General features: G+C 65.7%; 25 protein-coding genes. 10 read left to right on the forward strand and 15 right to left on the reverse strand.

The window, feature by feature from the left end; translation table 11 throughout:
- Positions 1-102: 102 nt before the first annotated feature.
- Positions 103-1,434, forward strand: a complete 1,332-nt coding sequence (locus tag ACQR0U_RS17665) for a dicarboxylate/amino acid:cation symporter (protein WP_315714783.1) — start codon at positions 103-105, stop codon at positions 1,432-1,434.
- Between the two features lie 133 nt (positions 1,435-1,567).
- Here ACQR0U_RS17665 and ACQR0U_RS17670 read toward each other — a convergent pair whose 3' ends face one another.
- The 4 genes from ACQR0U_RS17670 to rpe are packed head-to-tail and all read right to left on the reverse strand — an operon-like array spanning position 1,568 to position 4,206.
- Positions 1,568-2,083, reverse strand: coding sequence for a hypothetical protein (locus ACQR0U_RS17670; RefSeq protein ID WP_315714782.1), 516 nt, complete (start codon positions 2,081-2,083; stop codon positions 1,568-1,570).
- A gap of 42 nt (positions 2,084-2,125) precedes the next feature.
- A complete protein-coding gene (locus tag ACQR0U_RS17675; protein ID WP_315714982.1) occupies positions 2,126-2,956 on the reverse strand; it encodes a bifunctional allantoicase/(S)-ureidoglycine aminohydrolase in 831 nt (276 codons plus the stop codon).
- A 47-nt stretch (positions 2,957-3,003) separates the two neighbouring features.
- Positions 3,004-3,489 (reverse strand): ureidoglycolate lyase, encoded by a 486-nt coding sequence (locus ACQR0U_RS17680; protein ID WP_315714781.1) that lies wholly within the window; start codon positions 3,487-3,489, stop codon positions 3,004-3,006.
- 15 nt (positions 3,490-3,504) lie between these two features.
- Complete coding sequence (rpe, locus tag ACQR0U_RS17685) at positions 3,505-4,206, reverse strand: ribulose-phosphate 3-epimerase (protein WP_315714981.1); 702 nt, start codon at positions 4,204-4,206, stop codon at positions 3,505-3,507.
- Between the two features lie 226 nt (positions 4,207-4,432).
- Here rpe and ACQR0U_RS17690 point away from each other — a divergent pair, with 226 nt between their 5' ends.
- Entirely contained in the window at positions 4,433-5,197 is a 765-nt protein-coding gene (locus tag ACQR0U_RS17690) for an EF-hand domain-containing protein (RefSeq protein WP_316225235.1), read from the forward strand.
- 2 nt (positions 5,198-5,199) lie between these two features.
- Here ACQR0U_RS17690 and ACQR0U_RS17695 read toward each other — a convergent pair whose 3' ends face one another.
- Complete coding sequence (locus tag ACQR0U_RS17695) at positions 5,200-6,198, reverse strand: P1 family peptidase (protein ID WP_316225236.1); 999 nt, start codon at positions 6,196-6,198, stop codon at positions 5,200-5,202.
- 199 nt (positions 6,199-6,397) lie between these two features.
- On the reverse strand, positions 6,398-9,172 hold the full coding sequence (locus ACQR0U_RS17700) for a PAS domain S-box protein (RefSeq protein WP_434872200.1): 2,775 nt from the start codon (positions 9,170-9,172) through the stop codon (positions 6,398-6,400).
- A 236-nt stretch (positions 9,173-9,408) separates the two neighbouring features.
- Here ACQR0U_RS17700 and ACQR0U_RS17705 point away from each other — a divergent pair, with 236 nt between their 5' ends.
- Positions 9,409-9,810 carry a response regulator gene (locus ACQR0U_RS17705; RefSeq protein ID WP_315714777.1) on the forward strand — a complete coding sequence of 134 codons (402 nt, stop codon included), beginning with the start codon at positions 9,409-9,411 and terminating at the stop codon, positions 9,808-9,810.
- Between the two features lie 139 nt (positions 9,811-9,949).
- On the opposite strand, the gene ACQR0U_RS17710 is transcribed toward ACQR0U_RS17705, so the two are convergent.
- From ACQR0U_RS17710 to ACQR0U_RS17745, 8 genes are all read right to left on the reverse strand, one after another.
- A complete protein-coding gene (locus tag ACQR0U_RS17710) occupies positions 9,950-11,068 on the reverse strand; it encodes a branched-chain amino acid ABC transporter substrate-binding protein (protein ID WP_315737407.1) in 1,119 nt (372 codons plus the stop codon).
- 156 nt (positions 11,069-11,224) lie between these two features.
- Positions 11,225-11,956, reverse strand: coding sequence for an ABC transporter ATP-binding protein (locus tag ACQR0U_RS17715; protein ID WP_434872201.1), 732 nt, complete (start codon positions 11,954-11,956; stop codon positions 11,225-11,227).
- Positions 11,953-12,786 carry an ABC transporter ATP-binding protein gene (locus ACQR0U_RS17720; protein WP_315714774.1) on the reverse strand — a complete coding sequence of 278 codons (834 nt, stop codon included), beginning with the start codon at positions 12,784-12,786 and terminating at the stop codon, positions 11,953-11,955. The genes ACQR0U_RS17715 and ACQR0U_RS17720 overlap by 4 nt, the downstream gene beginning before the upstream one ends.
- Positions 12,783-14,111: a high-affinity branched-chain amino acid ABC transporter permease LivM gene (gene livM / locus ACQR0U_RS17725; RefSeq protein WP_315714773.1), complete on the reverse strand. Its 1,329-nt coding sequence runs from the start codon at positions 14,109-14,111 to the stop codon at positions 12,783-12,785. Before livM ends, ACQR0U_RS17720 begins: the two co-directional genes overlap by 4 nt.
- A 13-nt stretch (positions 14,112-14,124) precedes the next feature.
- A complete protein-coding gene (locus ACQR0U_RS17730; RefSeq protein ID WP_315714772.1) occupies positions 14,125-15,042 on the reverse strand; it encodes an ABC transporter permease subunit in 918 nt (305 codons plus the stop codon).
- A gap of 297 nt (positions 15,043-15,339) precedes the next feature.
- Positions 15,340-16,419 (reverse strand): hypothetical protein, encoded by a 1,080-nt coding sequence (locus ACQR0U_RS17735; RefSeq protein ID WP_315714771.1) that lies wholly within the window; start codon positions 16,417-16,419, stop codon positions 15,340-15,342.
- A 43-nt stretch (positions 16,420-16,462) separates the two neighbouring features.
- A complete protein-coding gene (locus ACQR0U_RS17740) occupies positions 16,463-18,433 on the reverse strand; it encodes a glycosyltransferase family 2 protein (protein WP_316192762.1) in 1,971 nt (656 codons plus the stop codon).
- On the reverse strand, positions 18,433-19,638 hold the full coding sequence (locus ACQR0U_RS17745) for an HlyD family secretion protein (RefSeq protein ID WP_315714768.1): 1,206 nt from the start codon (positions 19,636-19,638) through the stop codon (positions 18,433-18,435). The genes ACQR0U_RS17740 and ACQR0U_RS17745 overlap by 1 nt, the downstream gene beginning before the upstream one ends.
- Positions 19,639-20,075: 437 nt before the next feature.
- Between ACQR0U_RS17745 and ACQR0U_RS17750 the strand changes: the two genes are divergently transcribed.
- Complete coding sequence (locus ACQR0U_RS17750; protein ID WP_316192761.1) at positions 20,076-20,621, forward strand: hypothetical protein; 546 nt, start codon at positions 20,076-20,078, stop codon at positions 20,619-20,621.
- A 22-nt stretch (positions 20,622-20,643) separates the two neighbouring features.
- Here the strand turns inward: ACQR0U_RS17750 and pcaD are convergent, their stop codons facing one another.
- Positions 20,644-21,426, reverse strand: coding sequence for a 3-oxoadipate enol-lactonase (gene pcaD, locus ACQR0U_RS17755; RefSeq protein ID WP_315749364.1), 783 nt, complete (start codon positions 21,424-21,426; stop codon positions 20,644-20,646).
- A gap of 231 nt (positions 21,427-21,657) precedes the next feature.
- On the opposite strand from pcaD, the gene ACQR0U_RS17760 reads away from it, so the two are divergent.
- The 6 genes from ACQR0U_RS17760 to ACQR0U_RS17785 all read left to right on the forward strand — a co-directional run bounded on the left by ACQR0U_RS17760 (position 21,658) and on the right by ACQR0U_RS17785 (position 26,279).
- A complete protein-coding gene (locus ACQR0U_RS17760) occupies positions 21,658-22,104 on the forward strand; it encodes an SRPBCC family protein (protein ID WP_315714765.1) in 447 nt (148 codons plus the stop codon).
- 131 nt (positions 22,105-22,235) lie between these two features.
- Complete coding sequence (locus ACQR0U_RS17765; protein ID WP_172180444.1) at positions 22,236-22,721, forward strand: (2Fe-2S)-binding protein; 486 nt, start codon at positions 22,236-22,238, stop codon at positions 22,719-22,721.
- Positions 22,722-22,769: 48 nt separating this feature from the next.
- The gene (locus tag ACQR0U_RS17770) at positions 22,770-23,627 is read left to right on the forward strand and encodes an FAD binding domain-containing protein (RefSeq protein WP_316192760.1); all 858 of its coding nucleotides are present in this window, start codon (positions 22,770-22,772) and stop codon (positions 23,625-23,627) included.
- 31 nt (positions 23,628-23,658) lie between these two features.
- Positions 23,659-24,567 carry an AAA family ATPase gene (locus tag ACQR0U_RS17775; protein ID WP_315714763.1) on the forward strand — a complete coding sequence of 303 codons (909 nt, stop codon included), beginning with the start codon at positions 23,659-23,661 and terminating at the stop codon, positions 24,565-24,567.
- A gap of 169 nt (positions 24,568-24,736) precedes the next feature.
- A complete protein-coding gene (locus ACQR0U_RS17780; protein ID WP_315749367.1) occupies positions 24,737-25,942 on the forward strand; it encodes a vWA domain-containing protein in 1,206 nt (401 codons plus the stop codon).
- A gap of 13 nt (positions 25,943-25,955) precedes the next feature.
- Entirely contained in the window at positions 25,956-26,279 is a 324-nt protein-coding gene (locus ACQR0U_RS17785) for an XdhC family protein (protein ID WP_315826273.1), read from the forward strand.
- Positions 26,280-26,282: the final 3 nt, after the last annotated feature.

Consider the following 26,282-nt stretch of genomic DNA (forward strand, 5'->3'; position numbering starts at 1 on the left):
TGAAAAGTGAGGCGCGGCTGCGGTTGCGTTTCGAAAGTTCCCCCTCCAAAGTGATCCGGCGCGTGCGGAACGTGTCGGTTTTTTTCTGAGGGGGGACGATCAATGGCGGCAACGGATGTGAGCATGGCGGGGACAGCCGCGCCGAAGCGAGGCCTGTTCGGCTCGCTCTTCTTTCAGGTCGTGGCTGCGCTCGTGCTCGGCATCCTGATCGGCGTCTTCGCGCCCGAGACCGCCCAGGGGCTCAAATTCTTCAGCGACGCTTTCCTGCGTCTGATCGCCATGGTGGTCGCGCCGATCGTGTTCTGCGTCGTCGTGCACGGCATTGCGAGCGCCGGCGATCTCAGGAAGGTCGGCCGCGTCGGCGTCAAGTCGCTGGTCTATTTCGAGGGCATGACCACGATCGCGCTGGCCTTCGGCCTCGTGCTGGCGCTGGTCTTCAGCCCCGGCCACGGCATGAACATCGACGTCTCCAAGCTCGACGCCAAGCAGCTCGCGAGCTTCGCCGACAACGCCCACAAGCTGCAGGGCGGCGGCTTCGGCGGCTTCATCCTCAACATCATTCCGCCGACGGCGTTCGACGCCTTTGCCCGCAACGACGTGCTGCAGGTGCTGTTCTTCGCGGTGATCTTCGGCGTCAGCCTGGCGCTGGTCGGCGAGCCCGGCAAGCCCGTGGTCGACCTGATCGAGTCCGTCGCCAAGGTGCTGTTCAAGGCGATGGGGCTGATCGTGCGCGTCGCGCCGCTCGGCGTGCTCGGCGCCATCGGCTTCACCGTCGGCAAATATGGCGTCGGCTCGCTCAAGCAGCTCTTGGCGCTGGTCGTGCTGTTCTACGTCTCGGTGGCGCTGTTCGTCGTGACCGCGCTTGGCCTCGTGATGCGCATGGCCGGCCTCAGCCTGTTCAAGTTCCTGCGCTATTTGAAGGAGGAGCTGCTGATCGTGCTGGCGACGGCGTCGTCCGACTCCGTGCTGCCGCAGATCATGCGCAAGCTCGAGGCGATGGGCGTCAAGCAGGAGGTCGTCGGCCTGGTCATCCCGACCGGCTATTCCTTCAACCTCGATGCGTTCTCGATCTACCTGACGCTCGCCGTCGTCTTCATCGCCCAGGCCACCAACACGCCGCTGTCGGTCAGCGACCTGCTGCTGGTGCTCGGCGTGTCGCTGGTCACGTCCAAGGGCGCCCATGGCGTGCCCGGCTCGGCCATCGTCATCCTGGCCGCAACGCTCGGCGCCGTGCCGGCTATCCCCGCCATCGGTCTGGTGCTGGTGCTGTCCGTCGACTGGTTCGTCGGCATCGCGCGCGCCGTCGGCAACCTGATCGGCAACTGCGTCGCCACCGTCGTCGTCGCCGCCTGGGAGGACGACCTCGACCATGCCAAGGCGAAGGCCGTGCTCGACCGCGGCACGGCGGAAGAGGTGGAGTATCAGGGGGCGTGAGGGAGGATCACTAGGGGGAGAATGAGGGAGCGAGTACGGCGTGGATTGGTCGATCGCGCGATCGAGCCGGTGTTCGAGGCCGATGAGGAGAAGCTCTTCGTCGGCGGTTGCGGCCGAAGATTCGACGAGCGCATCAGGTGGCAGTCTTGCGATAGCCGATGTCGTGGCCGCATTCATAGCGGCCGCTCGGATCATGATTGCGCAATTCGTAGACCCGCTGCCATGTGCTCTCCCACGCGCCTTCGGCGGTCAGACAGGTCCGGGTTCCGTCAGCATCGATGTTGATCACCTTCCAGATTAGAAGCGCCACGCAGGCGAAAGAATCGAAAAATGCATCCAGAAACGAGGTGAACCAGCCGGAGTCCATGCCCATATGGCGGAACTCCGGTTCGTGCGCAGAACTCACCAGGCCCCAGGGGCAGCCCGGTCCGAAGCCGTGCTCACAATAGGCGATCTCGGCACCGGATTGTGCATCGCGAAGCACGAACCAGCAGGGATATTGCTCCCCCGGTTGGCCATAGTCCCAATCGCGCAGCACCATGTGAGGTGCGACGAGCATGCCGCGGATATGCGAGAGCACACGCTTGTCGGACAGCTCAGCCAATTCCCCTTCGATCAAGCTCTCCAGGCGTTCGGGAACGGTCGACATCAGCCGTGTATCCAGGACTCATTCAGCGGATGCTGCTGGCCTTCACCTGAACGGCCGCAGCTTCATGTGCCGGTTGGCGTCCTTGTAGAGCAGGTAGCGGAAGCGGCCGGGGCCACCGGCGTAGCAGGCCTGCGGGCAGAAGGCGCGCAGCCACATGAAGTCGCCGGCCTCGACCTCGACCCAGTCGCGGTTGAGCTTGTAGACCGCCTTTCCCTCGAGCACATAGAGCCCGTGCTCCATCACATGCGTCTCCAGGAACGGGATCACGGCGCCGGGCTCGAAGGTGACGATGTTGACGTGCATGTCGTGGCGAACGTCGAGCGGATCGACGAAGCGCGTGGTGGCCCAGCGGCCCTGCGTCTCCGGCATCGCGGCAGGGGCGATCGTCGCCTCGTTGGTGACGAAGGCCTCGGGCACGGCGATGCCGGGAACGGCCTCATAGGCCTTGCGGATCCAGTGGAAGGTCGCGGGCGCCTGGCTGTCGTTGCGCATCGTCCACTTGCAGGACGGCGGCAGGAAGGCGTAGCCGCCATGGCCCAGGCGATGCTCTTTGCCGGCGATGGTGAGCATGATCTCGCCTGACACCACGAACAGCACGCCCTCGGCCTCCGGATCCGGCTCGGGCTGGGCGCTGCCGCCGCCGGGCGAGACCTCGACGATGTATTGCGAGAACGTTTCCGAGAAGCCGGAGAGGGGACGCGCGATCACCCAGGTTCGCGTCTTGTCCCAGAACGGCAGCGCCGAGGTGACGATGTCGCGCATCACGCCCTTCGGGATGACGGCATACGCCTCGGTGAACACGGCGCGGCCGGTCAGCAGGTCGGTCTGCGGCGGGTGGCCGCCATGCGGCACGAAGTAGTTCGGCTTGTCCATCATCGTCTCTCCACGGCGCGGATGATCAACCGGCGCGCCATCGGTCATCAGGGAATGGCAAGGTAGAGCGGCTCGTCGAGCCACAGCTCCTCGAGATTGTCGGGGCTGATGCGGTCGACCACCATGAAGCGCGAGGCCTCGTCGAACACCAAGAGCGGATGATGCCAGACGTTGCGCGCGTAGTTGACGCCCTGGCGGCCGGTTGCCGTGAAGGCGTGGTAGCTCGCGGGATCGCGCGGATCGGCGCAGACCAGCACCAGCCACGGCCGGTCCTGCAACGGCATGAACAGCTGGCTGCCGAGCGGGTGCCGCTCCATCAGCTTGATCTCGATCGGCAACGGCCGCGGCTTGGCCTCGAACAGGCTGATGTTCACGGCCGCGCCGCCCGATGTCACGTCGACAGCAGCGAGGCCGTTGCAGCGGCGGGCGAAGCCCTGGTTGATGTCGATGGGCTGGGCGCCATCGGTCTCGACGACGTCGCCGAAAGCAGCGAAGGCCGCTTTCGTCAGCGGCTGCGGCGTGAGCGTGTGCATCCCGTCTCGCGTGCCTCAGATCGCTTCGCCGCGCGCCAACGCGGCGGCGCTGCGGATCGCGGCGATGTTGCTGCGATAGGCTTCCATCGTGCCGCCCTTGAAGACGGCGGAGCCTGCGACGAAGGCGTTGGCGCCAGCGGCGGCGAGTGCGCCGGCATTGTCGCGGCCGACGCCGCCATCGACCTCGATATCGATCGGCCGGCCCGCGGTCATCGCGCGCAGATCCTGGATCTTGCCAATCGCCGAGGGGATGAAGGCCTGGCCGCCGAAGCCGGGATTGACCGACATGATCAGCACGAGGTCGACGAGGTCGAGCACATATTCGATGACGTTGAGCGGGGTCGACGGGTTGAGCGAGACGCCGGCCTTCTTGCCGAGCGCGCGGATTGCCTGCAGCGAGCGATGCAGATGCGGGCCGGCCTCGGCGTGGACCGTGATGTGGTCGCAGCCGGCCTTGGCGAAGGCCTCGAGATAGGGATCGCACGGCGTGATCATCAGATGCGCGTCGAAGATCTTGGTGGTGTGTGGGCGCAGCGCCTTGATGACATCCGGGCCATAGGAAATGTTCGGGACGAAATGCCCGTCCATGACGTCGAGATGGATCCAGTCGGCCCCGGCGGCATCGACGGCGCGCACCTCTTCGCCGAGCTTGGAGAAATCCGACGCCAGGATCGATGGCGCGATGACGAGCGGACGCGGCGTGAAGGACTGGGTCATGGGCGGCTGTTCCAGGACGATCGGGGATGTCGCCGTATCATGCAGGGCCGGCTGCGGCAACGCGAGCGGGAAAAATCTGCCGGGCGCGGCACGATCTGCCGGGTTCAGGCCACCGTAACATCGCGAAATATCCGGACATATCAGCGGTTTGGCGCTGGCATGGGGATTGCGACGGCGGTGGGAAGATGTTCTGCCGCCGCGTGGGCGGCCTTGCGGGAGTTTCGCCATGTGGTTTGCACTGGGGGCCGCCTCGTCGGTCCTGGACAGCCTGCAGTCGCTCGGCTCGACCAAGTCGGGCTCCGGCAAGTCGGGCGGCGGTCCGTTCAGCCTCGACACCAAGGGGGCGAGCGGCTCCGGCAATTTCAGCCCGTGGTCGAGCGCGGGCGGCAGCAGCAGCTCGGGGCAGATCGCGCCGGAGACCATGAGCGCGCTGCTCGCAGCGCAGAGCCAGTCGGGCGCGTCGTCGAGCGCAAGCTCATCGACCAATCCGCTACAGGACCTGTTCTCGCAGATCGACGGCGATGGCGATGGTCAGATCAGCAAATCGGAGTTCGAGAGCGCGCTCGGCGCCGGCGGCACCAACGTCGCCAATGCCGACAAGGTGTTCGGCAAGCTGGATACGAACGGCGACGGCAGTGTCAGCCTCGACGAGCTGTCCTCGGCGCTGCAGGGCGCCAAGGGGCGACGTGGCCACCATCATCACCAGGAGGCGGGCGGGAGCGGCGGCTCGGGCACCTCATCCAGCGCGGGCGCAGATGCGCTGATGCAGGCGCTGTCGGGCGCCTCGAGTTCCTCGTCCACCAACAGCGACGGCTCGACCACGACCACCATCACCTATGCCGACGGCTCCAAGGTGACGCTGACGACGCCGGCAGCCACAACCGCGTCCAACGCTGCGACCTCGTCCTACAACATGATCGAGAAGCTGATCCAGCGGCAGTCCAACATGCTGTCGGCCTCCACGTCTTCAACGACCGCGGTCAGCGCGTAAGCTCAACTGCCGAAGCGGCCTTGCCAGGACGGCAGCGCGCCGGCGAACGGCAGCGGCCTCGCGTGATAGACGCCGCGGGCGATCGCGCGCGCCAGGACGTTGGCCGCGACCATGCCGAGCTCACTCAGCTCGACCAGCGGCTCGATCGGCCTGGTGCAGGTCGCGGCCGCGAACACGATGTCGCCGTCGAGCGGCAGATGCACTGGATAGATCGCGCGCGCCATGCCGGTCTGCGCCATCATCGCGAGCCGCTTGGCCTGCGCCTTAGTCAGGATGGCATCGGTCACGACGAGGCTGATCGTCGTGTTCTCGGAGGCCGATGCTGCCGGGCCGCCCTTGATGCGCATCGCCAGCATGTCCGGCGTGAAGGCGGCCGGCAGGCCGCGGCCGCCGAACTCGCCGTCGATCTCGTACGGTGCCGCCCAGAACCAGGGACCGTCGCCGACAGTGACGCTGCCGACCGCATTCACCACAACAATGGCCGCAACCTTGATGCCGCCTGTCGTCGTCGCCGACGCCGAGCCGAGCCCGCCCTGCAGGTTGGCCGTGGTGGCGCCGAGCCCGGCACCGACGCTGCCGAGCGCGAAGGTCGTGCTGGCCGCCGCCGCCGCCGCGTAGCCGAGCTCGCGATACGGCGCGTAGCGGCCCCAGGCCTTGTTGCCGCCGTTCAAGAGGTCGAACACGATCGCGCCGGGGACGATCGGGATCAGCGCGTCGCGCACGGCAAAGCCGCGCCCCTGTTCCGCCAGCCAGGCCTGAATGCCGCTCGCGGCCTCGAGCCCGAACGCCGAGCCTCCCGACAGGGCAATGCCGTCGACCCGTTCCACCGTATTCGCAGGATCGAGCAGCGCATCCTCGCGCACCCCGGGTCCGCCGCCACGGATGTCGATCGCGGCGACCGCCGGCTGATCGAACAGGATCGCGGTCACGCCGGAAGCGAGCGCGGCGTCATGGGCATGGCCTACGCGTACGCCGGGGATGTCGGTGAGGAGGTTCTGCACGATCGTCCCTCGCTGCAGATGATGATGCCGGATGGATAGCGCGGCCGGCGCGAGGCCTCAATGCAGGAGGGCACGCGCCTCGGCGCTGGTATGAGCGCCCCGCTTGCGTCCAGCGGGCGCGAAGGGGCAGGCGACATCCGGGTCTCAAGTGCCGCGCCGGTGGGCCCGGATGTCGCTTACGCCGATCCGGGCGCGTGCTTCAGCGCTCCAGCGCGATACGGATCATGCGGGCCAGCTCTGGCTTCCGGTAAGGCTTGGGCAGCAGCAGCACGCCGGCGTCGAGGCGGCCGTGGTGCACGATCGCGTTCTCGGTATAGCCCGAGGTGAACAGCGTCCGCAGCGCCGGCCGCCGCACCCGCGCGGCGTCGGCGAGCTGGCGGCCGTTCATGGCGCCGGGCATGATGACGTCGGTGAACAGCAGGTCGATCTCCGGATGGCGATCGAGCACGTCGAGCGCCTCGGCGGCATTGGCTGCAGCCAGGGTGGTGTAGCCGAGGCTGCCGACCTGGGCGATCACGTGCTGGCGTACCAGCGGATCGTCCTCCACGATCAGGATCGTCTCATTGCCGCCGCGCGCGTCTGGCGCCTGCAAGCCCGCGCTGGCCGCCGGAGCGGACGCCGAGCGCGGCAGATACAGCTTGATCGAGGTGCCGTGGCCGACCTCGCTGTAGATCTTGATGTGGCCGCCGGACTGCTTGACGAAACCGAACACCATGCTGAGGCCGAGCCCCGTGCCCTTGCCGGAGCCCTTGGTCGAGAAGAACGGATCGAACACCTTCTCGAGATAGGCCGGCGGAATGCCACAGCCGGTGTCGCTCACGGCGATCATCACGTAGTCACCGACGATGACCTCGCTATGGACGTCGGCATAGTCCCGGTCGAGCGTGACGTTCGCTGTCTCCAGCGTGAGCTTGCCGCCCTGCGGCATCGCATCACGCGCATTGAGCGCGAGATTGATGACCGCGGTGGCGAGCTGGTTCGGATCGGCGAGCGCAGTGCAGGGATCGGCGTCAAGGATACGCTCGATCTCGATCTGCGCGCCGAGCGTCGGCTGCAGCAAGGCTGCGGTCTCGTTCAACAGGGCGTTGACGTCGAGATCCGTCGGCTGCAGCGGCTGCTTGCGGGCGAAGGCCAGCAACTGCCGCGTGAGCTGCGCGCCGCGGTCGGCGGAGTCGTCGATCAGCTTGGCGACGGAGGCGAGCTCCGGCCGGTCGGACACGGCGTCGGCAAGAATGCCGATGCTGCCGGTGATGACGGTGAGGATGTTGTTGAAGTCGTGGGCGACGCCGCCGGTGAGCTGACCGACCGCCTCCATCTTCTGCGCCTGGCGGAACTGCGCCTCGGCCGCGCGCTTCTCGGTGAGGTCGCGGCCGACGAAGAAGTGGCGCTGCACCGGCTCCGACCAGCTCGCCATCCAGTTCAGGACGACGCCGCGGCCTTCCTTGTGCATGAGCTGCGCTTCGAAATTACGGACGTCGCGGCCGCGGCGGCAGGCGCGGATCTGGCTACGGACCGCCTCGAGCTCGGGCGGATAGACGAAGTCGCTGGCATTGCGGCCGACCATCTCCTCCGGCCGGTAGCCGAGCACGTCCACCGCGCTCGGGCTGACCTGCATCAATTGTCCGTAGGAGTTGGCAACCAGGATCAGGTCCTGCGAGGTCTCGAAGATGCGGCGGCGCTCCTCGGTCTCACGGGTCAGGGCGGTTCGGGTGCGCTTGCTTTCGGTGATGTCGTGCGCCACCTTCGAGGCGCCGATGATCACACCATGCGCGTCGAGGATCGGCGACACGCCGAGCGATACTTCGATCTCGCGGCCGTCCTTGTGGCGGCGGATCGTCTCGTGATGCTCGATCTTCTCGCCGCCGCCGATCCGGCTCAGGATGCGATCGACTTCGCTGCGCCGTTCGGCGGGCACGATCAGGCCGATGTCGTTGCCAAGCGCCTCGTCTGCGCCGTATCCGAACAGGTGTTCGGCGGCGCGATTCCAGGACGTGATCTTGCCCTGCAGCGTCAGCGTGATGATGGCGTCGTTGGAGGATTCCACCACAGCGCTGAACAGCCGCTCCCGCGCGATGAAGCGGGCCCGCTCGCTTTCGCTCTGCCGGCGCTGCTGCTGCAGCAGCCGCGTGAGCCTCGTCTGCAGCCTGACATTGTCGGCGAGCAGGACGCCGAGGACGAAGCTCGCTGCCAGCAAGCCATAGATGCGGCCCGCATAGTAGCCGAGGTCGAACCGGGCGGCGTTGAGCAGCGAGGAGAGCGAGAGATCGAACAGCCAAGCGCACAGCGCCACCATGACCCAGAGGTCGAGAATGCTGTGCGGCCTGCGCAACGCCAGGACGAGCAGGGCAGCCGATGTTACGCACCAGATGGCGCCGATCACGATCTTCAAAGCCGGAGTGGCAGCGTCATCGCGGACGAGCGCAGGCAGCGCCGTATCATGGGCGATCACCGCCCAGGTGAGTGCCGCAAGTGCAATCGCCACGCCGAGCACGGCGACCGAGAGAGACAGCGCAACCGACCCAACGGGCGCCGGACGGAGACGGTCGTGCAGCGCATAGACCAGAACGAACAAGGGGAACGCGCCGTGCCAGATCATGTAGATCCAGGCTGCGGTCTGCGGCCCTGCATCGAGCAGGCCGGTCTGAGAATACAGGCCTGGGAACACCAGCGTGTGCAGCAGCGAGGCTGGCGCGGTAAACAGGTAACCGGAGGCCAACCACAGCAACGGTCGCGAGCGAAGCAGCACGAACTGGGAGAACAGCAGGAACGCGGTGATGAGATCGTTCAGCGCCAGCGCCGACTGGTAGCTCGCGACGAACGCAGGCACCGGCGGCAACTGCACCTTGGCAAAGGGAGCGGCGGCGGCAAACAGCAAGGTCGAGATCGCAACCGCGGCGAGTGCTGCGATTTGGTCTCGGCGCGTCGCGGTGGACGTCGACAGGAGGACTTCGCGATGATCCTTGATGCTCTGCATCTCCAAGGGTCCTGCGCAACAGAGCCGACGTGCAAGCAGGGAGGTTTACAGCTCGCGCGCGAAGAAAATCACTATTCTAATGAAGGTTGTATGGTACCAGATCGGATCGTTCTGTAGAATGAGTCAATAGTTGGAGTAACCGCACCTTTACCGCAAATGAGATAAATATACTCATAGTTGTGTCCGATTTCTTTCTACGTTGTAGGCTGTCCAACGGAAAAATTCTGGAGAAGTTGATGCCACGGATTCTGGTGGTCGACGATCAGAAGGATGTGCGCGCCATGATCTGTATGGTGCTGCGCGTCAATCAGTTCGACGTGGTCGAAGCGGGAACCGCTGCGTCCGGACTGCAGTTGTTCCGCGACCAGGCATTCGATGCCGTCATCGTCGACATCTATCTCGATGATTCCAACGGGCTCGATCTGGTCAGCAGTATGCGCGCGCTGGTTCCCGACGTTCCGGTGGTCGCCGTCTCCGGCATGACTGCCTTCGATGGCGCGTCGATGTCGGACGAGCTGACCCGTGTCGTTTACCTGCAGAAACCGTTCCGCCCGGCCGAGCTGATGCGTGCCGTTGAAACGGCCCGTGCAGCAGTGGCGGCGAAGGGGACCCCATCGCTTTCGGCCTGTGCCGGCTGAGCCGGTCTGTTGCTCCGTACGACGTGGTTCCCCACGGTCGGGGGGCTCAGCGACGAAACAAGCGCTCAGCAGAACGCCCCGGTCCTGGACCGGGGCGTTTGCATTTTGCTGATGATGATCGAGACGGTCAAAGTTCCTATCAGGATCCCTTGCCGCCGAGCTCGGCGTAGCCGCCCTTGGCGTCCCACTTGTAGACGACGTAGTCGATCTGCTTGATGTCGCCCTTGGCGTCGAAGCCGAGCTTGCCCAGCACCGTGTCCCACTCGCCGGCCTTGATGGTGTCCATCACCTTCTTGGCGTCGGTGGTGTTGGCCTTCTTGACGGCCTGCGACCAGACCTGGATCGCGGCGTAGGTGTAGAGCGTATAGCCCTCGGGATCGATGTTCTTGGCCTTGAACTTGTCCACGATCGCCTTCGCGGTCGGCTTGTTGCGCGGCTCGGGGCCGAAGGTGAACAGCGTGCCTTCCGCGGCCGGACCGGTGATCGAAGCGAACTCCTTGTCGTTCATCGCGTCGCCCGCCATCAGGATGGTCTTGAGGCCCTGGTCGCGCATCTGGCGCAGGATGAGGCCGGCTTCCTGATGATAGCCGCCGACATAGACGAGATCGATGTTGTCACGCTTCAAGCGGGAGACGATGGCGTTGAAGTCCTTGTCGCCCTTGTTGTAGGACTCGAACATCTTCTCGGTGACGCCGGCCTTGTTCAGCGCCTTCTTGGTCTCGTCGGCGAGACCCTTGCCGTAGGTGGTCTTGTCGTTGAGGATCGCGATGTTCTTGCCCTTGAAGTTCTTCGCGATGTAGTTGGCGGCAACGAGACCCTGCTGGTCGTCACGGCCGCAGACGCGCGCCACGTTCCACAGCTTGCGCTCGGTGAACAGCGGGTTGGTCGAGGCCGGCGTGATCTGCAGCACGTTGCTGTCGGCATAGGCCTCGGAGGCCGGGATCGACGACGACGAGCAGAAATGGCCGGCGACGAACGGAATGCCGGAGCCGGCGAGCTTTTCGGCAACCGAACGCGCCTGCTTCGGATCGCAGGCATCGTCACCGACCTGCAGTGCGAGCTTCTTGCCGAGCACGCCACCGGCGGCATTGAGGTCGGCGACCGCCATCTCGGCGCCGTTCTGCATCTGGCGGCCGAAGGCCGATTCACTGCCGGTCATCGGGCCGGCCACGGCGATGTTGATGTCTTCGGCGAAGGCAGCAGTCGAGAGCGCCAGCGATGCGCCCAGAGCCAAGCCGATGAGTTTGAGTGGTTTCATGAGAAATCCTCGCGGGGGTAGGTCGACACGGAACGGCCCGAACGGCGGGCCGCAGACCGCGCGCATTGTGGCTGATTTTCCGGCGAAGTCACCGGCAATTTTTGACCACACCTACGAAGGACTAAGGCCATTCTGACCGCGTTTTGAGGGCCCGCCTCAGTGGCGGCCGCCCTCCAGATAGGCAGCGCGGATCTCCGGTCGCTGCAGCAGCTCGGTGCCGGTGCCCGACAGCGTAATCAGGCCGTTGACCAGCACGTAGCCGCGATGGGCGAGCTTCAGCGCGTGATTGGCGTTCTGCTCGACGATCAGCACGGTCAGACCGTCCTGGCGGTTGAGTGTCCGAATGGCGTCGAAAATCTGGCGGGCGATCAGCGGCGCCAGGCCAAGCGAGGGCTCATCCAGAAGCAGCAGGCGCGGCCGGCTCATCAGCGCGCGTCCGATCGCCAGCATCTGCTGCTCGCCACCGGATAGCGTGCCGCCGCGCTGGTCGACGCGCTCCTTCAGGCGCGGAAACAGGGCGAAGACGCGCTCCAGCGTGCTGGCCCGCTCCGCGTCGGTCGTCTCGCCGGCGTCGGCGCCCATCTGCAGGTTTTCCGCCACGCTCATGCGCGGAAAGATGCGGCGTCCCTCCGGCGACTGCGCGATGCGCAGCCGCGCGATCTGATGCGTCGGCACCTGTGTGATGTCGTTGCCGTCGTAGACGATGTTGCCGGAGCTTGCGCGCGGGCGGCCGAAGATCGACATCATCAGCGTCGACTTGCCGGCGCCGTTGGCGCCGATCAGCGCGACGATCTCGCCCGGCCTGATGTCGAGATCGACGCCCTTCAGCGCTTCGATCTTGCCGTAGGACGCGCGCAGATTGCGAATCGCGAGCAGGGACGCACTCACGCCTCGGCCTCCATCACGGCTGCGGCCTCTTCCTCATCGGTGCCGAGATAGGCGGCGATGACCTTCGGATCGTCGCGGATCTCGCGCGGCGTGCCCTCGGCGATCTTGACGCCGTAGTCCATCACGACGACGCGGTCGGAGATTTCCATCACGACGCTCATGTCGTGCTCGATCAGCAGGATCGACGTGGCGTGATCGGCCCGGATCGACAGCAGCAACTCGCTGAGGGCCGCACTCTCGCGCGCGTTGAGGCCGGCGGCCGGTTCGTCGAGGCAGAGCAGGGCCGGCGAGGTGCACATCGCGCGCGCGATCTCCAGCCGACGCTGGTCGCCATAGGCGAGATTGCCGGCCGCGTCGTCGGCGCGGTCGATCAGCCCGACGCGCTTCAGCCAGAACACGGCCGCATCGATCGCGTTCCGCTCGGCCGCGCGCCACGAGGGCACGCCGAGCAGCCCGAGCACCGTCATGCCGGACGCGCGCATCAGCGCGTTGTGCTGCGCGACCATCAGGTTTTCGAGCGCCGTCATGCCCGGAAACAGCCGGATGTTCTGGAACGTCCGCGCCACCTTGGCCTGCTTGGAGATGTTGAAGTCCTTCAGCTTCTGCATCTCGAACTGCGCGCCGTCATCATGGGTCAGGCGGATGACGCCGGAGGTCGGCTTGTAGAAGCCGGTAATGCAGTTGAACACGGTGGTCTTGCCGGCGCCGTTGGGGCCGATCAGGGCCGTGATCTGCGTGCGTTGCGCGGTGAACGACAGCGCATTGACGGCGACGATGCCGCCGAAGCGCATGGTGAGGTTTTCGAGTGCGAGAATGGGAGCGGAGCTCATCCGTGGCCTTCCTTGACGAGGTCCGAAGAGATGCTCTTGGATTTTTCCAGGAATACGGTCGGCGCGCGATGGCCGACAATGCCGCGCGGCCGCCAGATCATCACCAGCACCATGGCGAGACCGAACACCAGCATGCGGTAGCCCTCGAGGCTTCTGAACAGCTCGAAGCCGCCGATCATGGCGAGCGCCGCCAGCGCCACGCCGAGCTGCGACCCCATGCCGCCGAGCACGACGATGGCGAGCACCAGCGCCGATTCCTGGAAGGTGAAGGATTCCGGGCTGATGAAGCCCTGGCGCGTGGCGAAGAAGGCACCGGCGAAACCGCCGAACATCGCGCCGGTCGCAAATGCGGTCAGCTTGGTGGTGGTGATGTTGATGCCGAGCGCGCGGCAGGCGACCTCGTCCTCGCGCAGCGCTTCCCAGGCCCGGCCGATCGGCAGCCGGCGCAGCCGGATGGTGACCCAGTTGGTCAAGAGCGCCAGCGCCAGGATCAGATAGAACAGAAAAACGATGCGATGCGTCGGCGAGAACGGGATGCCGAGCATCGATGCAAGGCCGCCTTCGCCCGGCGCGAGCGGAATGCCGAACAACGTCGGTCGCGGAATCCCGGAGACGCCGTTGGGACCGCCGGTCACGTCCTGCCAGTTGATGAGGACGAGGCGGATGATCTCGCCAAAGGCCAGGGTGACGATGGCGAGGTAGTCGCCGCGCAGCCGCAGCACCGGAAAGCCGAGCAGCACGCCCCAGAAGGCGGCGAGAATGCCGGCGAGCGGCAGGCAGACCCAGAACGACAGGCCGAAGGTGGTCGAGAGCAGGCCGTAGGAATAGGCGCCGACGGCGTAGAACGCGACGTAGCCGAGGTCGAGCAGGCCGGCGAGACCGACCACGACGTTGAGGCCCCAACCCAGCATGACGTAGGTGAGGACCAAAATGCCGAGGTCGAGAATGTAACGCTGATTGTAGAAGATCACCGGCACCAGCAAGGTGAAGATCAGCAGCGCCGGCGCGAGATAGCGACCGGCTACGGACATGCCGCTCCGCACGGACGGCGGCACGAAGCTGCCGAGGCCGCCGCGCGGTCCGAGCCACAGCCGCAGCAGCTCGACCGCGATCGAGCCGACGAACACCGCCACAACCAGGCTGGCGAGGTCGCCGAAGCGGGTCCAGTATACGAGCTGGCCGCTCTGACCCGCTTCGGTGCGGATGCCGACCATCAGGGAGAACAGACCGAGAGCGACCAGTGCGCTGAGAAAGGCCTTCTTGAGGATGAAGGCGGCTCCGACCGGTTCGGAGCCTTTCGACGAGGCGGGAAGGGACGCGCTCACGCGGACTCCATCTTCAGACTTTTTCGACTTCGGGCCGGCCGAGCAGGCCGGTTGGCAGGAAAATCAGCACCACGATCAGGATCGAGAATGCCGCGACGTCCTTGTACTCCACCGAAAAATAAGCCGACCAGAACGTCTCGATCAGTCCGATCGCGAGGCCTCCGAGCATCGCGCCCGGCAGCGAGCCAATGCCGCCGAGCACCGCCGCCGTGAACGCCTTGATGCCGGCGACGAAGCCCATGAAGAAATCGACCAGGCCGTAATACAGCAGGTACATCATGCCGGCGACGGCCGCGAGCGCCGCGCCGATCACGAAGGTCATCGAGATGGTGCGGTCGACGTCGACGCCCAGCAGTGCCGCCATGGTCTGATCCTGCTCGCAGGCGCGCATGTCGCGGCCGAGCCGCGTGCGGGATACCAGCCAGGTGAACAGCGCGAGCAGAACGATGGTGGTGATGACCACCACGATCTGGATGTTGGAGAGCTGGACGACGAAGCCGCCCGCGCCCTCGTGCAGCGTGTAGCCGCCGGTGATGATCGGCGGCACCGGCTTGACGCGCGCGCCCTGCGACACCTGCGAATAGTTGGTGAGGACGAACGACATGCCGATGGCGGACAGCATCGGCGCCAGGCGGAACGAGTGCCGCAGCGGGCGATAGGCGATGCGTTCGATGGTCCACCCATAGAGCGCCGTGATGGCCATCGACACCAGCAGCACGATCAGCAGGATCACCGGAACCGCGGTCAGGCCCAGCGACACCAGGACCAGGAAGCAGATCAGCGCGATGAAGCCGCCGATCATGAAGATGTCGCCATGGGCGAAATTGATCATGCCGACGATGCCGTAGACCATGGTGTAGCCGATGGCGATCAGGCCGTAGATCGAGCCAAGGACGAGGCCGTTGATGAGCTGTTGCGCGAAATAATCCATGAACTGCCGTGAGTGAGACTGCCGATACCGGTTCGCAACGCGGCGGGGGCCTTGTAGAGCGGGTGCCGGTATGCCTGGAGACGCACCCGCGCCCAAGGCGACGCGTGCGGCAGTACTAACAGTTCGGAACCGGGTGCCGCAACAGCGTGCAGTGCCACAATTGCGGGCTTATCCCGCCTCCTTTGATGGCGCGGTTCCCCTGCCTTCCTCGGGGCCGGCCGTCGCCATCAAATGACCGCTTGGGAACCCAGCACGTAGCGCCGAAAAGGAGGGTTCTCGCACCGGTTGCTGGCGCCGCTATATGCCGCTACCGCTGTCTTCCGTCGAACCAGGCACTTTTGCCATCAGCTTCGACTGGAGCCTGACCAAGGCGTCGCGCAGCCGCGTCGCCTCATCGTACCGGGTTTCCCGCGCCACCATGCCAGAAAACGGATCTTTCACCATGGTCTCGGCGGCCTGGGCAAGACGGCGCATCGGCGTCACCACCCATTTCGCGGCGAAATTGAGCAGCACCAGGATCGAGAACACGCCACCGGCAACGTTGAACCAAAACGAGCGCACAAGCTGGCGGGTCGGCACCATCGCGGCAACGGCGTCCTGCCGGATCAGAAGGGACCAGCCGAAGCTCGGCAGATCGGCGTACTTCACGGTGGGGAACGTGAGGGTGAAATAATCCTTGCCGTCGGGCCATCGCTCGATGAGCGCGACCGAGGCCCCGCGGCTTGCGGCCTGCGCCGAGCCGATCGTCAGTTGCTTGCCGACGAGATCCGGCGGGCCGAACAGCACGATGCTCTCGCGCGACAGCAACACCAGATCGATGTCGCGCGACGCCAGCGCCGCGACGGATTCGATCACCCATTTCCAATCGATCTGGGCCCCGATGACGCCGGCGGGGGCGCCGTCGTGCACGAGCGGAGCCGACATTGCGATCAAGCGGTCCGGTCCCGAAGCGGCCTGCAACATCCGGCCCAGGGCCTCTGATTCGCGATCATCGACCGCCGTCGGCACCCCGAGTCCATGCCGGAACCAGCGCAGGTCGGCGACGTTTTGTCCTTCCAGCATCCGGTCCTTGCTCGCGATGACCTTGCCGCCGGAGTCGGCGATGCCGAGCCAGGCATAGCGCGGCTGGAACTGGCTCACGAACTGGATCTGCCGGCGCGCCTCGGCGACGTCGGCGGGGTCGATGATCGCGGCGAGCCGCGACACGTCGCTCCACGTGCCGTACAACTGTCGCGCCAGCAGGTTTGCGCTGAGCTCACCGCGCGTCCTCAGCTGCTCGATCGCGAGCTCCTCGCCGCGCCGCTGCAGCGACGCCGAATAGAGGATGGCAACGGCCAGCGCCGTCACGACGATCAGTGTCGTGCCGCCGAGGAACACCGCTGTCTGTAAGCTCCACCGTCGCCTCGTCATTGTCTTCTCCTCAATCGGCCACGGCTCGCGCGATTTCTTTCAGCATGCGGCCGAGATCGCCGCTGTCGGCGCCGGGCACTCCGCTCGCGGTGTGCAGCCGCTCGATGATCTGGGCGCGCTGCTGCGGCGTCACCGCAAATATGAGCCGGTAGCCGTCGTTCGTCGGAGCCGCGACCTTGGTCTGGATATCGCCGATCAGGGGCAGGGTGAGCGTGCCGATGGCGCCGGTCGCAAGGCCGACCGGACCGCTGACGCGTGCGCCGCCGGGGCCGAGATTGACGATCCAGCCGCGTTGCGGCTCGCCGTCGACCGTCAGGGTTATCGGCTCGACGATCTGGCGTTGCGGCCGGTTGTAGCGTGGACGGTCGATGCACACGGCGATCGCCACCGACAGCACCAGAATGTTGTAGATCGTCCAGAACATCACGACGATGACGCCGTCTCCCGCGGTCCCCGTGGTATTGAAGACGAAATCGGACGTCAGCGACACGATCATGCCACCGATCGTCAGCGCCATCAGGATCAGGAAGGGCCGCATCAGCGGCCATTGGACGATGATCTTGGCGCGGTCGCCGCCCTTGGCGGTCACCGAGAATTTGTGCGGACCGGGGGAGAGCAGGCCGAGAGCGGCGGCGCGGAGCACGGGCCAGGCGGCGACGATCTGCGAGACATCGTTGACGATCGGAATGAACAGTCCCTTGGACAGCCAGTTCAGCGTGTACATGATCGAGAGATAATAGGGGCCGTAATACCGGATGATATCGGCGATCGAGGCGTTCACCACCGTCACCCCGCCCCACCAGTAGAGCAGTGGACAGATCAGCGCGGCGAGGCGGAACGGATAGGTCGACGTCCAATAGAGCAGCGAGTCGAGCACGCTGAGCCGGTGGAAGAAATCGAGACCATGGGAGCCGAATGGATTGTAGACGTTGCGCACGATCTGCATGAGGCCGAGGCACCAGCGGCCGCGCTGCGTGACGTATTCCGCAAGGCCTTCCGGCGCCAATCCCTCCGACAACGCCTCGTTCAGGTACACGGTCTGGTAGCCGTGCGCGGACAGGCGCAGTGTGAGCAGGAAATCCTCGGTGACGCTCTCGGTGGGCACGCCGCCGATCATCTCCACGGCGGAGACGCGGAATATCGAGGAGGTGCCGCAGCACATTGCGATGCCCCAGGCGTCGCGCGCCGGCTCGACGTTGTCGAAGAAGTGGCGCTGCTCGTCGGGATAGGCCGCGCCGATGCCGAGATTGTGCTGGATCGGGTCCGGGTTGAAGAAGTGCTGGGGCGTCTGTACGAGGCCGACAGCCGGATCGTGGAACAACGCCAGCGTCCGCTCGACGAAGTCGAGATGAGGCACGAAATCGGCGTCGAGAACGGCGACGAAATCCGGCCGGTCCGCATCCGCCGCGCGCAGCCGCAAGGCATTGTTGATGTTGCCGGCCTTGGCGTGCGACTTGTCGGTACGGGCGACATAGCCGATGCCGTGCTCGGTGCAGTAATCCCGGAGCCAGGCCCGGCTGCCGTCGTCGAGGACGAAGACGCGCAACGCCGCATAGGTGATCGCCTTGGCGCCGACGATGGTTCGCTCCAGCACCTCGAGCTGCTCGTTGTAGGTCGTGATGAAGATGTCGACCCGAGGCGGCGGCCTCGGAAGCCACCAGCCGGCATGGCGATCAGCCTCCGTCGTCCGCTCCTTGGTCCTGGTCAGGATCAGGAAGGCGAAGGACGACGAAACAACGGTGAGCGCTTCGAGAATGGCGAAGCCCCAGCTGAGGATCCCATCCGGCGTGAGGCCGGGCGGAGCAAGGGTCTCGGTGAAGCGCCAGACGACATAGCGCCAGGCCAGCAGGATCGAGCCGCTGAGGAGCAGGGTCCGCCAGTACCATATCTTCGGGTCCAGGAGGGGCAACGCCAGGACGCGCAGCCCTACGATGATCGCAACGACTGCGAATGCGGACAGGAATGGTGACAGCGTCGGCATCAGTAGCCGTACCGGGCGACGAAGCCGCGCAATGCCGCGATCGGTCCGCTGGTGAAGATCACCCGGCCGGTGCGCCCGATGGCGCAGGACAGATCCGGCTGCTTGGCGAGATCTGGCACCGCAACGGTGACGTCGAAGCGCTGCAAGTGCTGCGGCGTCGGGCCGACAGCGAGATTGGCGTAGAGTTGCGAGGCGCCCGAGCCGCCGAGACGTGTCACCGTCCCATCGAATATCCGGTCGTCTCCGAACAGACGGAACTGCACCGGGGCGCCGATCGACAGGCGGGCGTAGAGACTTTCGGGAACGCTCGCGGTCACCACGAGACTGTTGCAGTCCACCAGCTTGACGAGATCCTGACCGCGACGGGCATATTCGCCATCGTCGACGAGGAAATCCCAGGCCATGCCCAGGACGCGGGCCCTCAGCGTCGCCGAGGTCAGCCGGTTGATCCGGACGCGTTCGGCGTTGATCTGCTGCTCGTATTGGACCAGGCGGGATTGGATCTGCTGCTCGTCCACGGCAAGTTCGGCGAGGCGCAGGTCGAGCTCGTGAATGCGCTGCATCGAGAACGGCACGTCGTTGTAGGAGTCGCCGATGAAGACCCCTGATTGCGCGGAGCCGAGCTCGGTCTCAACATAGTTGGTGCGCTGTTTCGCGCTTTCCAAATCCTGCTTGGCGATATCGAGCGAGGCGCTGGCCTGGTCGAGGCCGGCGACCGTCTGGACCCCGCGTTCCTTCAGCTCGTTGGCCCGCGTGAAGGTGAGATCCGCGAGCTTCAGCCGGGCGGCCGCGGCATCCTCCGCCGCCTTGGCCTCGGCGATGCGCGCCGCGATCTGGCGGACGCGGCCGGTCTTGTAGTTGGCCGACTGGGCCGCGAAGGCGGCCCGCGCCTGCTCGAGCGCCGAACGCTGCGCCGGAACCCGCTTGAGCGCGATCTTCTGCTCGTCACGGTCGCGCTCGAGATTGAGCAGGCGCGTGGTGTCGAACCGGTCGTCGACGATCTCGGCCATGAGTTCCCCGGCATTGACCCTGGCGCCGATATTGCTCACCCCCAGCGTCACGCGGCCTTCGATCGGCGCGCGCACGACGTAAAGCCGGGCATTGACGGTCGCGTCTCCCGAAGTTCCGGCGAAATGTTCGCCGACCAGGATGTAGAGGCCGCCGGCCAGCAGGAGGATGCCGATGAAGATCCGAGCTACTCTCATGCGGTACTCCCGCTCGGCAGCTGCCTGCCGCATCACGATCCCGCTGTGCGAAACGCAGCGGCGTTCGCCTCTAAGGTAGTATATCTGTTTCAGACTACTTTGACGCTAGTCAAGAACACCGATGGCGTGGCGCACAGAGTTGCGAGGCGCATGGACGTGAATCAGCGGCCGCCGACGGACGCAATGTCGGATGCGATGCAGATGTTCGAGGAGGCGTCGATGAGGCCCGGAAAGGCCGCTATCACGCGGGAATTCGGGGCCTGATCGGCGAGGTCATCAGCACGGTCTCTGCGGCGATTGGACGGTGGGCTCTCGCGCCCGTCGCCCCCCTGTTAAGGTAAACGAATGGTTTAAATTGCCGGGCGCGTTTGCCGGGCGTTAGCTCGTCTGGAAATCGGCCGGACGGGCGGTTTGTGGGATGCAAAGGTGGGCGTGACATGATCAAGGATTGCGTGATCAGGAATTGGCGGCTCAGCTGCGTCAACGGTGTGCTGCTGGCGCTCTATTTCGTGCCCGCCTGGACCATCATCGCGTTTCAGATCATGGTGTCGCCGATCCAGGGGTTGTTCGCGCGGCCGAATATCGCGGTGGCCTTGTTCATCAGCGACCACCTGCAGCTGTCGGGCATCGAGACGGTTCGCGCCGCCTGGCTGCTTGCGCTGGCGCGACTGACGGTCGCAGGCTTCTTCGCGATGTTCCTGGTGCTGATCCTGGTTCCGCGGGTGCGAAAGGTGGCCGGCTATGTCGAGGCACTGTCGATCGGGCTCGGCTTCGGCAGCATGCTCGCCTTCTTCAGCATGATCATGGCTGCCAAAGTCGGGGAGCCCCAGGCGTTGCGTCTGCATGCCACGGAACTCCTGATGCTGCTCGGCACGGCCATCGTCATGCTGGTGGAGAAGCCGACGACGCAAGCCTCGCCGTCTTCCGCATCCGCTTCGCCGAAGATGGAGCCCGCGGCGACGCCGTCGCCGCAGCAGGCATGACGCCCCGATCCATCGCGGTGCATCAGTGCTGGGTCAGAAAGCCCAGCACCGCATCGTTGAACTGGCCCGCCGCTTCGACATTCGAGATGTGCGCGGCATCGACGATGGTCATGCTGGCGCCGGGGATGCGGCTGCGGATTGCTTCCGCCATCGCGATCGGCGTCGATTTGTCGTAGCGGCCGGCCACGACGAGGGTCGGGCTCTTGATGGCCGGCAGATCCTCACGCAGGTCCAGGGCACGCAGCGCCGCGCAGCAGGCAAGATAGCCGCCGACAGGGGTGGCCACGAGCATTGCCTTCATCCGGTCGGCGACATCAGGATTGTGATCACGAAACTCCTGCGTCAGCCAGCCAGCGATGACCGTGTCGGCGATTCCAGCGAGTCCGCTGTCCTCGACCGCCTTGATGCGGGCGTCCCAGATTGCCGGATCGGGGTAGTAGCAGGTGGTGTTGGCGAGCACGAGCTTGCCGATGCGTTCAGGAGCATGGGCGGCGAGCCACTGTCCGACCATGCCGCCCATCGACACGCCGCACCAGTGCACCTTCTCGATGTTGAGGTCATCGAGAATCGCCAGCGCATCGCGGCCAAATCGCTCGATCGAGTAGGGCCCGGGCGGCACTTGCGATTTGCCATGACCGCGCCGGTCATAGCGGATCACGCGGAACACCTGCGTGAAGGCGCGCATCTGCGGCTCCCACATCTGCAGGGTCGAGCCGAGCGAGTTCGAGAGCATCAGGGTCGGCCCGCCGTCGCGGCCCTCGACGGTGACATTCAACAGACAGCCGTCGGCATCGATCATCGGCATGGGCGGAATCCTTGTCGCAGGCGGCCGCGCCGCCGGAGGAATCGTGCAGATTTGATGGCGAACTAACCACCGCCGCCGCCGTCTGCCAATCAAAACCCGACGGCGGCGAGGTCCGGAATGCTGCGGTGCCCGGCTTTTCTGCAACGCTTCCGGGCGCTGCTCGCCCTTCCTTTTGGGCGTTCGGTGCTTTACTTGAATGCCTCTAACCGCGCCAATCGGGGGGAGATGCACATGGCTATGACGATGACGGGCGAAGTCCAGCTGGCCGCTCCGCGAGAGCAGGTCTGGGACAAGCTGAATGATCCGGAGGTGCTCAAGGCCTGCATTCCCGGCTGCGAGGAGCTGGAGAGGACCGAGGATGGCGGCCTCCGCGCCGTTGCCAAGATGAAGGTCGGACCGGTCTCTGCGCGCTTCAAAGGCAAGGTGACCTTGAGCGATCTCGATCCGCCGAACGGCTACAAGATCTCCGGCGAAGGCGAGGGCGGTGTCGCCGGATTCGCCAAGGGTGGCGCGGTCGTCGCGCTGGCGGACAAGGACGGCGGCACGCTGCTGACCTACAATGTCGAAGCGCAGATCGGCGGCAAGCTGGCGCAGCTCGGCCAGCGGCTGATCAACGGCACCGCAAAGAAGCTCGCCGACGAATTCTTCGCCAACTTCGCCAAAGCCGTTCAAGGCTGACCGCAACCGACCCATGCGCGGCCGGGGGCGAGGTTGCCCGCCGCCGGGAGCGCCCATATGATGGTTTTCGACTGATTTTGCTGGGCTGCGCTGCAGTGCAACGCTGTCGCGCGGATAATAGAGAGTCCTGAATGGCCAAGATTTCCATGATTGTGAACGGTAATCCCGTCACGGCGAACGTCGACCCGCGGACGCTGCTGGTGCAGTTCCTGCGCGAGAATCTGCGCCTCACCGGCACCCATGTCGGCTGCGACACGTCGCAATGCGGAGCCTGCGTCGTCCATCTCGACGGCAAGGCAGTGAAGTCCTGCACGACCTTGGCCGTGATGGCCGATGGTCATGAGGTCAGGACGATCGAGGGACTCGCTGCCGACGGCGCGCCGCTGCATCCGATGCAGGAGGCGTTTCGCGAGCATCATGGCCTGCAATGCGGTTTCTGCACGCCGGGCATGATCATGACCGCGGTCGACCTCGTCCACCGTAAGGGACATGAGCTCAGCGACGAGACCATTCGCGAGGAGCTCGAGGGCAATCTCTGCCGCTGCACCGGCTATCAGAACATCGTGCAATCGATCGCCGCCGGCGCCAAGGCGATGGCCAAATCGGACCTCGCCTAAACGTCTGACCTTGCCTTAGTCGGCCCGCTGCGCACAGGACATTCCCCTATGTACGAATTCAAATATCATCGGCCGGCGACCGTGCGCCAGGCCGCCAATCTCCTCACCAAGAACGAAGACGCCAAGCTGGTCGCCGGCGGCCACACGCTGGTGCCGGTCATGAAGCAGCGACTCGCGAGCCCGCCGCATCTGGTCGATCTCTCCCATGTCGAGGGGCTCGATACGATCGAGGTGAAGGGCCGAAACCTCGTCATCGGCGCGATGGCGCGTCACGCCGACGTCGCCAACTCCGCAACCGTCGGCGAGGCCATTCCGGCGCTCGCCCATCTGGCGAGCCTGATCGGCGATCCCGCGGTGCGCCATCGCGGCACCATCGGCGGCTCGATCGCCAACAACGATCCGACCGCGGACTATCCGGCCGCATGCCTCGCGCTCGGCGCCACCATCGTCACCAACAAGCGCAAGCTGAAGGCCGAGGAGTTCTTCCTCGGGCTGTTCACGACCGCGCTGGAGCCGGACGAGATCATCACCAAGGTGAGCTTCCCGCTGGCCAAGAAGGCGGCCTACGTCAAGTTCCGCAACCAGGCCTCCCGCTACGCGCTGGTCGGTGTGTTCGTCGCCCGCCGTCCGTCCGACGTGCGCGTTGCGGTGACCGGGGCCGGCGGCAATGGCGTGTTCCGCGTCACCGCCTTCGAGGAGGCGCTGCAGAAGCGCTTCTCGCCGAAGGTGCTGGAGGGCATTACGGTCTCGGCTGAAGGCCTCAACAGCGATATTCACGGCAGCGCCGAATATCGTGCCCATCTGATCGGCGTGCTGGCGCGCCGTGCGGTCGATGCGGCCAATACCGGCGCCAAGGCCTCAACCGCGTCGGAGGGAGCCGCCGAACCCGAGGCTCCGGCTTCGTGACGGACGCGTGAAGAAGGAAGCGGTCTCGCCCATGAGTGCTCCGGCCCTGCCAGCATCGGTCGACGCGATGCTCGAATTGTTGTCCTCGCGCGGCTATCTGGCCGAGCGATCGCTGGCGACGGTGACCTATCTGTCGTTGCGCATGGGCCGGCCGCTGTTCCTCGAAGGCGAGGCCGGCGTCGGCAAGACCGAGATCGCCAAGGTCCTGTCGGCGGCGCTCGGCCGCAAGCTGATCCGGCTGCAGTGCTACGAGGGTCTCGACGTCGCCTCCGCCGTCTACGAATGGAATTCAGCGGCGCAGATGATCGCGATCCGGCTGGCGGAAGCGGGCGGCGAGGTCGACCGCGATCAATTGACGTCGGACATCTTCGCCGACCGCTACCTGATCAAGCGCCCGCTGCTGCAGGCGCTGGAGCCGGATGTCGCCGGCGCGCCGGTTCTGCTCATTGACGAGCTCGACCGCGCGGACGAGGCGTTCGAGGCCTATCTGCTCGAGATCCTCTCCGACTTCCAGGTCACGATCCCGGAGTTCGGCACCGTCAAGGCGCCGCATCCGCCGATCGTCATCATCACCTCGAACCGGACCCGCGAGATCCATGACGCGCTGAAGCGGCGCTGCCTGTATCACTGGGTCGATTATCCCTCCGCCGAGCGCGAGCTTGCCATCGTCAAAACCCGGCTGCCCGGCATCTCGCAGCGGCTGTCGCAGCAGATCGTGCGCTTCGTCCAGGCGCTGCGCGACCAGGACTTCTACAAGTCGCCGGGGGTCGCCGAGACGCTCGACTGGGCCACGGCGCTGACGGAGCTCGATGCGCGCTCGCTGAACGCCGAGGTCGTCGGCGACACGCTGGGCGCGCTGTTGAAATATCAGGACGACATCGCCCGCATGCAGGGCGATGCGTTGCAGAAGGCGATCAAGGACGCGACCAACGAGACGTAGTTCACGCCGGTGCCCACAATAAAGGTCGTCATTCCGGGATGCGTGCGCAGCACGCAGGCCCGGAATCCATAACCACGATCGTGAGTATGGATTCCGGGCTCACCCTCCGGGCGCCCCGGAATGACGAGCTCAATTTGAGGCGTGTGCGAAGCGGACGAGGGATCAGAACGTGCCCACAAGCATCAATCACCTCGCGCCGCCAACCGGCGGCATCGCCGACAACATCGCGGGCTTTGCGCGGGCGCTGCGTGCCGCCGGCCTGCCGGTCGGTCCGGGTGCCGTGATCGACGCGATGACCGCGCTCGAGGTCATCGACATCGGCAAGCGTGCGGACGTCTTCACCACGCTCGAATCGATCTTCGTCAAGCGCCACGAGCATGCGCTGATCTTCTCTCAGGCCTTCGACCTGTTCTTCCGCCCGGCCGAGGAGTGGAAGTCGATGCTCGATTCGGTGCCGCTGCCGGATCACGCCAAGAAGAAGCCGCCGCCGGCCTCGCGCCGGGTCCAGGAGGCGATGTCGCAGCCGCAGACCCATGAGGAGCCGAAGGCGCAGGAGCAGGACCTGCGGCTCGCGGTGTCCGACCGCGAGGTGCTGCAGAAGAAGGACTTTGCGCAGATGAGCGCGGCGGAGATCGCCGAGGTTGCGCGCGCCATCGCCAAGATGCGGCTCCCGCAGGCCGAGCTGAAGACCCGCCGCCACACCGCCGATCCGCGCGGCCGTCGCATCGACATGCGCAAGACGCTGCGTCAGGCGCTGCGCACCGAAGGCGAGATCATCAACTTTCATCGCTTGGGGAGAATCGAGAAGCCGGCGCCGATCGTGGCCTTGCTCGACATCTCCGGCTCGATGAGCGAGTACACCCGCCTGTTCCTGCATTTCCTCCACGCCATCACCGACGCGCGCAAGCGCGTCTCGGTGTTCCTGTTCGGCACGAGGCTGACCAACGTGACCCGGGCGCTGCGCCAGCGCGATCCCGACGAGGCGCTGGCGAGCTGCTCGGCCAATGTCGAGGACTGGGCCGGCGGGACCCGGATCGCCACCTCGCTGCAGACCTTCAACAAGCAGTGGGCGCGCCGCGTGCTCGGGCAGGGCGCGATCGTGCTGTTGATCTCCGACGGGCTGGAGCGCGAGGCCGACAGCAAGCTTGCCTTCGAGATGGACCGGCTGCACCGCTCCTGCCGGCGGCTGATCTGGCTCAATCCGCTGCTGCGCTATTCCGGCTTCGAGGCGAAGGCGCAGGGCATCAAAACCATGCTGCCCCACGTTGACGAATTCCGCCCGGTACATAACTTGACTTCGATCGAGACGCTGATCTCGGCGCTGTCGTCGCCGCTGCCGCCCCACCAGCGCAGCGCGATCCGGCCCGCCGCCTGAGAGGGAGATGACCATGCTCAACCGCGACGAAGACATCCTCAGGGCCGCCGAGGACTGGCACAAATCCGGTCACGGCGTGGCGCTCGCCACCGTGGTCGAGACCTGGGGCTCGGCGCCGCGCCCGGTCGGGTCCAACCTCGTGATCAACGACGAGGGCACGTTCTTAGGGTCCGTGTCCGGCGGCTGCGTGGAGGGCGCTGTCGTTACCGAGGCGCTCGACGTGATCACCAGCGGCCAGCCCAAGATGCTGGAGTTCGGCGTCGCCGACGAGACGGCCTGGAATGTCGGGCTGTCCTGCGGCGGCACCATCCGCGTGTTCGTCGAGAAGGTGGGTTGATCC

It is taken from the genome of Bradyrhizobium sp. HKCCYLRH3097 (assembly GCF_051167875.1).
In the GTDB taxonomy this organism is placed as follows: Bacteria; Pseudomonadota; Alphaproteobacteria; order Rhizobiales; family Xanthobacteraceae; genus Bradyrhizobium.

Bases quoted from the DNA above. Each gene is read 5' to 3' on its own strand.
- ACQR0U_RS17665 (WP_315714783.1), top strand. From the start codon at position 103: ATGGCGGCAACGGATGTGAGCATGGCGGGGACAGCCGCGCCGAAGCGA.
- ACQR0U_RS17670 (WP_315714782.1), bottom strand. From the start codon at position 2,083: ATGTCGACCGTTCCCGAACGCCTGGAGAGCTTGATCGAAGGGGAATTG.
- ACQR0U_RS17675 (WP_315714982.1), bottom strand. From the start codon at position 2,956: ATGGACAAGCCGAACTACTTCGTGCCGCATGGCGGCCACCCGCCGCAG.
- ACQR0U_RS17680 (WP_315714781.1), bottom strand. From the start codon at position 3,489: ATGCACACGCTCACGCCGCAGCCGCTGACGAAAGCGGCCTTCGCTGCT.
- rpe (WP_315714981.1), bottom strand. From the start codon at position 4,206: ATGACCCAGTCCTTCACGCCGCGTCCGCTCGTCATCGCGCCATCGATC.
- ACQR0U_RS17690 (WP_316225235.1), top strand. From the start codon at position 4,433: ATGTGGTTTGCACTGGGGGCCGCCTCGTCGGTCCTGGACAGCCTGCAG.
- ACQR0U_RS17700 (WP_434872200.1), bottom strand. From the start codon at position 9,172: ATGCAGAGCATCAAGGATCATCGCGAAGTCCTCCTGTCGACGTCCACC.
- ACQR0U_RS17705 (WP_315714777.1), top strand. From the start codon at position 9,409: ATGCCACGGATTCTGGTGGTCGACGATCAGAAGGATGTGCGCGCCATG.
- ACQR0U_RS17710 (WP_315737407.1), bottom strand. From the start codon at position 11,068: ATGAAACCACTCAAACTCATCGGCTTGGCTCTGGGCGCATCGCTGGCG.
- ACQR0U_RS17720 (WP_315714774.1), bottom strand. From the start codon at position 12,786: ATGAGCTCCGCTCCCATTCTCGCACTCGAAAACCTCACCATGCGCTTC.
- ACQR0U_RS17730 (WP_315714772.1), bottom strand. From the start codon at position 15,042: ATGGATTATTTCGCGCAACAGCTCATCAACGGCCTCGTCCTTGGCTCG.
- ACQR0U_RS17740 (WP_316192762.1), bottom strand. From the start codon at position 18,433: ATGCCGACGCTGTCACCATTCCTGTCCGCATTCGCAGTCGTTGCGATC.
- ACQR0U_RS17745 (WP_315714768.1), bottom strand. From the start codon at position 19,638: ATGAGAGTAGCTCGGATCTTCATCGGCATCCTCCTGCTGGCCGGCGGC.
- ACQR0U_RS17750 (WP_316192761.1), top strand. From the start codon at position 20,076: ATGATCAAGGATTGCGTGATCAGGAATTGGCGGCTCAGCTGCGTCAAC.
- pcaD (WP_315749364.1), bottom strand. From the start codon at position 21,426: ATGCCGATGATCGATGCCGACGGCTGTCTGTTGAATGTCACCGTCGAG.
- ACQR0U_RS17760 (WP_315714765.1), top strand. From the start codon at position 21,658: ATGGCTATGACGATGACGGGCGAAGTCCAGCTGGCCGCTCCGCGAGAG.
- ACQR0U_RS17765 (WP_172180444.1), top strand. From the start codon at position 22,236: ATGGCCAAGATTTCCATGATTGTGAACGGTAATCCCGTCACGGCGAAC.
- ACQR0U_RS17770 (WP_316192760.1), top strand. From the start codon at position 22,770: ATGTACGAATTCAAATATCATCGGCCGGCGACCGTGCGCCAGGCCGCC.
- ACQR0U_RS17775 (WP_315714763.1), top strand. From the start codon at position 23,659: ATGAGTGCTCCGGCCCTGCCAGCATCGGTCGACGCGATGCTCGAATTG.
- ACQR0U_RS17785 (WP_315826273.1), top strand. From the start codon at position 25,956: ATGCTCAACCGCGACGAAGACATCCTCAGGGCCGCCGAGGACTGGCAC.